The sequence below is a fragment of the Clostridium ihumii AP5 genome (assembly GCF_000612845.1).
Lineage (GTDB): Bacteria > Bacillota > Clostridia > Clostridiales > Clostridiaceae > Clostridium_J > Clostridium_J ihumii.
In genome coordinates, this window is sequence record NZ_CCAT010000091.1 from 20460 (window position 1) to 27158 (window position 6699).

Here is a 6699-nt window from a genome sequence, read left to right on the forward strand (position 1 = left end):
ATATTTGATATTAATGTAACTAATTTTATTATATTTTATTATATTATTCATCAATTATTTCTACCAAGTCTTCACCAAATGTCTCAGTTAGTATACTTTCCTTAGAAATATCTTCTTTAACCTTATCAAGAGAATAGGATACGATTACTTTTTCTTTTAAAATTTCAGAAAATACATCATTAACTATTTTTCGATTTTCGTCTTTTTCTAGCCTTTTTTTATGAAAATCATATTCTTCATCAAATAAAATATCAATAATATTTCCCTTAACAGAATTAATTTTTCCAACCATTAGCGCAACAGCTAAAACTATATTTTTTCTTGCTTTTAATAATTGTTGCACATCTTTAAATGATCTACTAACAATATCCTTAGTAAGTGATGATTTATCATTATATGATTCTAAACCTTCATTTGATACAGTTTTTGGAATTTCAGTTTTAGTTTGTGATTCTTCAATTAGGACTTTTTTAGTTTCAGATAAATTTTGTGCTGCTTGTATTTTTTCATTAATGTTAACGGAAACTCCACTTTTAATAACATGTTCAAGTCGATTTATTCTTGATAATAAAACTTCAGAAGAAGTGTCATATTCAATTTTACACATTTTAATTAATGCAAGTTCTAAATATATTTTACTTTGTTTTGCATACTTAGAGTTTTCATCAGCTTCTTGAAGAATTTTTATATAGCGCATAATTTCTTCAACTCTAAGTTTTTCACTTTGTGCTTTTAAAATAGCTATGTTTTCTATGGACATTTCTAAAACTTCTTCAGGACTTTCAGTAACTTTTACCATCATAAGGTCTCTCATATGTTTAGTAAAATCTTTTATAAGTAAATTTACATCTTTTCCAGAGGAAATGCATTTATCCATTGTTAATATAGAATTTTCTATATTCTTATCTATTATATTATCAGTAAGATGAACTAAATCATCATTAGTCATTAAGCCAAGCATTTTAACTATATCATCATAATTAACTTTATTAGAACCCATTGAAATGGCTTGATCTAATATACTTAGTGCATCTCTCATTGCTCCATCACATATTCTAGAAATTAGTTTAAGACTTTTATCATCAGAATATACACCCATAATATCAACTATTTTTCTAAGCCTTAAAAATATATCTTCGTTGTTTATTCTTTTAAAATCAAATTTTTGACAACGAGATAAAATAGTTATAGGTAATTTTTGTGGGTCTGTTGTAGCTAATATAAAAATAACATAACTAGGAGGTTCTTCTAAAGTTTTTAGAAATGCATTTACGGCTCCTTGAGATAACATATGAACCTCATCGATGATATAGACTTTATATCTTGCTTCTTGAGGAGGATATTGTACATCTTCTATTATATCTCTTATATTATCAACTTTATTATGAGAAGCTGCATCTAACTCTACTACATCTATAGCAGTTCCAGAATTTATATTTTTGCACATTTCACATTCATTGCATGGTTCACCATCTTTAGAATTAAGACAGTTAACAGCTTTAGCTAATATCTTAGCAGTAGAAGTCTTTCCTGTACCTCTTGTACCACATAATAAATATGCATGAGCAATTCTATCATTTTTTATAGCATTTTTAAGTGTTGTAGTTATATGTGTCTGACCTATAACATCTTCAAAGTTTTTAGGCCTAAACTCTCTATATAGTGCAGTATAACTCATAATCTCACCTCAATATTTTATTTATATAAACTTATTAATTAAATTATTCTATTATAAATTTTACATATAATAAAAAAAAGATGCAAGATGCATCTTTGATTTACTAATATATAGTCGTACACCTCGCTTTGATAGTTAGTTTATGCGCGTTATCTATGCAGTTAACTCAAACCAGGTTTATCCACGGCACATAAGGGATCTCACTTATCGCTGCTTCCTTCCAGACCTGACGAGGTTCATGAGTCCTTATTGCGTGGGACCCAGCTATCAACGCCACTTACATAGACCAGACCACACAAACTAAAATCGAGGCGAGGAATTCAACCCTGCTGTAGCGGGTTGCAGGTATAGGGCACCGCTAACTCCCCGTCTAGTACGACATGGCGGAGAGAGAGGGATTTGAACCCTCGGTAGAGTTTCCCCTACACACGCGTTCCAGGCGTGCTCCTTCAGCCGCTCGGACATCTCTCCATATTTAATTTTATATTATGTAGTTATCATTATACTATTATAAAATTATATTTTCAAGCATTTTAAGTAAATATTAAAATTTCCAAAATTTATTATAAATATGCTTCTCATGAATTAGTATATTTATATATAATGAATTTAATACATATATTTAGTATATATTTATTATATATTTGGAGGTGGATGTTATGCAATATGAAATAAAAGGCGGAAGTATGCCAGTAGCTATTTGTAAACTTCAAAGCGGGGAAAGAATAATAAGTGAATCAGGTGCAATGGGCTGGATGAGTGACAATATAGATATGGACACAAATTTGAAAGGTGGATTGTTTGGTGGTATAGGAAGAGCTTTATCGGGTGATAGTATATTTTTAAATATATTTAATTGTAGTAGAGGAGAAGGGGAAATTGCATTTCCTTGTGCAGTACCAGGAAAAATAATAGCTAAGAACTTATATGAAGGCCAAGTATTAATTTGTCAAAAAGGAGCATTTTTAGCATCAGAATCATCAGTTGATTTTAGGATTCATCTTAAAAAGAGATTATCTGCTGGATTTTTTGGTGGAGAGGGATTTATTTTACAACGAATTACAGGTCCAGGACTTGTATTTTTAGAATTTGATGGTCATGTGGAAGAAGTTGATTTGGCACCAGGTGAAAAATTGAAAGTTGATACAGGTCATGTAGCAGCATTTGATTCTACTGTTTTATTTGACATAGAAATGGTTAAAGGTGTTAAAAATGTATTGTTTGGGGGCGAAGGATTGTTTTTAACAACACTTACAGGACCAGGAAGGGTATACTTACAAACTATGCCTATGAGTAACTTAGCAGCAAGGCTATCATATTACATGCCATCAAGACAGGGTTAAGTATAAAAAATGAAGATAAAATAAAATTTTATCTTCATTTTAGATTTATGAATATTTATTTTTTCGTCGGTTATTCTTTTGTTTATAACAGAATATAAGTCCTATTATACAAATTGCAATTCCAATTAGGCTTATAAGTTGTGCAACTCTTAAAGGTCCAATCATAAGGCTATCTGTTCTTAGTCCTTCTATAAAAAAACGACCTAGTGAATATAGACCTATATATGAAAAGAATACAACACCGTTTTTCCTAACTTTATTAAGTAAGTATATTAGAATAAAACAAACAAATAGATTCCAAATGCTTTCATATAAAAATGTAGGATGATAATATGTACCATCTATCAACATTCCATTTTGAATAAACTTAGGAAATTTACTTATAAATTCAAATGAAACAGGACCACCATGAGCTTCTTGATTAAAGAAATTTCCCCATCTACCCATAGCTTGAGCTAAAATTACACAAGGGACAACAGTGTCCATACCTGCTAAAAAGTTTATTTTCTTTTTCTTTGCACAGATGTAGCCAACAAGTATTGCTGCAATTAATCCACCATGTATAGCTAGTCCTCCTTGCCTAATATTAAATATATCTATTAAGTTATCTTTATAATTGTTAAATTCAAATATTACATAATAAGCTCTAGCTCCTATTATTGAAAATGGAAATGTTATAAGAAAAATAGTTATAAGGTCATCATAATCTATATCTCTAAGCTTAGATGTATATTGAGCCAATAGACATGCAGTTAAAACACCTAATGATATGCATATACCATACCAAGCAATGTCAATTCCAAAAAGTGAAAATGCAACTTTATCCATATATAAAACACCTCCTATAAATTAAATAATATATACATTTTATCACCATAAATATAAAAATTATAGTAAATATATACTTTAAAAGTAATTAATTATTGTTAGATTTGGATTTTATTCGTTGTTCCCTAAAAAAATTTGTCATTAAATCACTACATTCTAGATTATATAACCATATTGTATTTATCCAATGATTTAAGGATTCATTTTGTACTATATTAATTACTGAACCACATGCACCATTCTTATCATCAAATGTTCCTATATATAAATTTGATATTCTACTTTGTGCTATTGCACTAGCACACATAGGACATGGTTCAAGTGTTACATACATAGTGCAATCAGATAATCTCCAATTATTAATAGCTTTACATGCCTCTTTTATAGCTAAAATTTCAGCATGACATGTTGGATCTAATAATGATTCTTTTAGATTGTGTGCTTTTGCAATGATAGTATCATTTTTTACAATTATAGCACCAACAGGAACTTCGCCTATCTTATATGCCTTTTTAGCTTCGTTTATAGCTTCATTTATATATAATGAATTCATAAATACTCCTTTTTATAAATTAGTATATAAAAAGCCTAACAGCAAAACTGTTAGGCTTGGTGCGCGCGAGAGGAGTCGAACCTCCGGCCTACCCCTTAGGAGGGGGTTGCTCTATCCAACTGAGCTACGAGCGCAAATTAAATGTATAAGTATATTATAAATATTATGACATAAGAATGTCAACATTTATGAATAATATAGTTATTAAAGAAAATATTAAATATATAATAAAAAAATATAATAGTATTTAAAAAATATATTAGCTAAAAATATAGTTAGTCTAGCAATTAATAAAAAATCACTAATAATGCAATATAAAAAACAATTTTTCAGAAAAATAAATGATTTATTGCAGATTTTTACTGAGGTTTATGCTAAAATACAAAATGGACGACATTAAACATAGAGGTGATTATTAATGAAAAAAATCCATATAACTGAGACGGTTCTAAGAGATGCAAATCAATCATTGATAGCTACAAGACTTCCATATGATAAATTTGCACCAATACTTAAAGATTTAGATGATGCAGGATATTATTCACTAGAGTGTTGGGGAGGCGCAACTTTTGACTCTTGTTTAAGATATTTAAATGAGGATCCATGGGAAAGATTAAAAAAGATAAAAAGTATAGTAAAGAAGACTCCTCTTCAAATGTTATTAAGAGGACAAAACATACTTGGATATAAACACTATCCAGATGACGTTGTAAGAGAATTTATTAAGAAGTCAGTATATCATGGAATGGATATAATAAGAATATTTGACGCATTAAATGATTATGATAACATAGCTGTGGCTATGGATGAAACAATAAAACAAGGTGCACATGCACAAGGTACAATAGTATATACAGTAAGTCCAATACATGATGTTAAGAATTATGCAAACCTTGCCAAACAATTAGAAAACATGGGTGCAAATTCAATTTGTATAAAGGATATGGCTGGACTTATAATGCCAGATATAGCTTATGATTTAGTAAAAGGAATAAAGGAAGAGGTTAAAATACCTGTATTCTTACATTCTCACTGCACAAATGGAATAGCAGAAATGGCATATTATAGCGCAGCACAAGCTGGAGTTGATGGAATAGATACTGCTATATCTTCATTCTCAAGTGGTACAGCACAACCACCAACTGAAACTATGCACCAAGCATTAAAGTCAGCTGGATTTGATACTGGATTAAGTATAGAAAAATTAACAGAAATAAATAATTTCTTTAAACCAATAAGACAAGAAGTATTAGAATCAGGATTATTAGATCCTAAAGTGTTAACTCCTCAACCACAAGGATTAACAAATCAAATACCAGGTGGAATGTTATCTAATATGATATCTCAACTTAAAGCTCAAAACTCTATAGAGAAATTAGAAGCTGTTTTAGCAGAGGTTCCAAGAGTTAGAGAAGATTTAGGATATCCACCACTCGTTACTCCAATGAGCCAAATGGTAGGAACACAAGCAACAGTTAATGTTTTAACTGGAGAGAGATATAAAATGGTATTAAAAGAAGTTAAAGCATACTGTAAAGGTGAATATGGTAAAGCACCAGGAAAAATAAATGAAGAAGTTATGAAAAAAGCATTAGGAAATGATTCACCTATAGTTGGTAGATATGCAGACACATTAGAACCAGCATTTGAAAAGACAAAAGAAATGCTTAAAGATAAGGTTTCAACAGAAGAGGATGTATTATCATACCTTGCATTCCCACAAATTGCAGAAGAGTTCTTTAAAAAAAGAGCTGAGAAGCCATCAGAAGAGCAATTAAGAAAAGAAACTAATAGTGAAGTAATATAAGTATTTAATATATTATTAATAAAGAGGAGATTTGATTATTTATAATTAAGTCTCCTCTTTTCTCATAACAATAGAAAGAAAAAGACTTTATTTATTTAAGTATTAAATCAATAAAATATAAGACATATATATGTAGATAAAATTAAATTACATGAAACTATTGATTTAATTAAAAATCATATAAAATAATAGATTGTAACGATTTAAAGTGTAACTATGCCACGTGTATCAATAAAAGGAATAATGAGTAAAAGAGAGAAAAATGATGAATGATAAGAATAAATTATATAAATAAAAGAAATGTAGGGAAAAAAGGATTTAATTAGATATATAATAAATCTTGTCGCTGAGGCAAACAAGTAATTAAAGCCAAGCGATGTAGATATAAACTTTAAAAACATTTTAAAAAAGTGTTGACAAAAAAGTTTAAATCTAGTAAAATAGAAAAAGTCGTCAGGTGATGATGACACATTGGTCTTTGAAAATTAAA

5 protein-coding genes, 2 tRNA genes and 1 other RNA gene are annotated in these 6699 nt (G+C 29.2%); 2 read left to right on the forward strand and 6 right to left on the reverse strand.

What is annotated here, in order from left to right:
* Positions 1-43 precede the first annotated feature (43 nt).
* The 3 genes from dnaX to BN346_RS20130 form a co-directional block, all read right to left on the reverse strand.
* Positions 44-1678: a DNA polymerase III subunit gamma/tau gene (gene dnaX / locus BN346_RS20125; RefSeq protein ID WP_040330911.1), complete on the reverse strand. Its 1635-nt coding sequence runs from the start codon at positions 1676-1678 to the stop codon at positions 44-46.
* A 114-nt stretch (positions 1679-1792) separates the two neighbouring features.
* An RNA gene (gene ffs, locus BN346_RS21080) (signal recognition particle sRNA large type) lies at positions 1793-2057 on the reverse strand.
* Between the two features lie 2 nt (positions 2058-2059).
* A tRNA-Ser gene (locus tag BN346_RS20130) sits at positions 2060-2149 on the reverse strand.
* Positions 2150-2337: 188 nt separating this feature from the next.
* Between BN346_RS20130 and BN346_RS20135 the strand changes: the two genes are divergently transcribed.
* Entirely contained in the window at positions 2338-3021 is a 684-nt protein-coding gene (locus tag BN346_RS20135; RefSeq protein ID WP_040330912.1) for a TIGR00266 family protein, read from the forward strand.
* Positions 3022-3066: 45 nt separating this feature from the next.
* Here BN346_RS20135 and lgt read toward each other — a convergent pair whose 3' ends face one another.
* The 3 genes from lgt to BN346_RS20150 form a co-directional block, all read right to left on the reverse strand.
* Complete coding sequence (lgt, locus tag BN346_RS20140) at positions 3067-3849, reverse strand: prolipoprotein diacylglyceryl transferase (protein WP_040330914.1); 783 nt, start codon at positions 3847-3849, stop codon at positions 3067-3069.
* A gap of 88 nt (positions 3850-3937) precedes the next feature.
* Positions 3938-4402: a nucleoside deaminase gene (locus BN346_RS20145; RefSeq protein WP_040330915.1), complete on the reverse strand. Its 465-nt coding sequence runs from the start codon at positions 4400-4402 to the stop codon at positions 3938-3940.
* Positions 4403-4459: 57 nt separating this feature from the next.
* Positions 4460-4536: transfer RNA gene (locus BN346_RS20150), tRNA-Arg, on the reverse strand.
* A gap of 284 nt (positions 4537-4820) precedes the next feature.
* Here BN346_RS20150 and BN346_RS20155 point away from each other — a divergent pair.
* Positions 4821-6209, forward strand: a complete 1389-nt coding sequence (locus tag BN346_RS20155) for a pyruvate carboxylase subunit B (protein ID WP_040330916.1) — start codon at positions 4821-4823, stop codon at positions 6207-6209.
* Positions 6210-6699 lie beyond the last annotated feature (490 nt).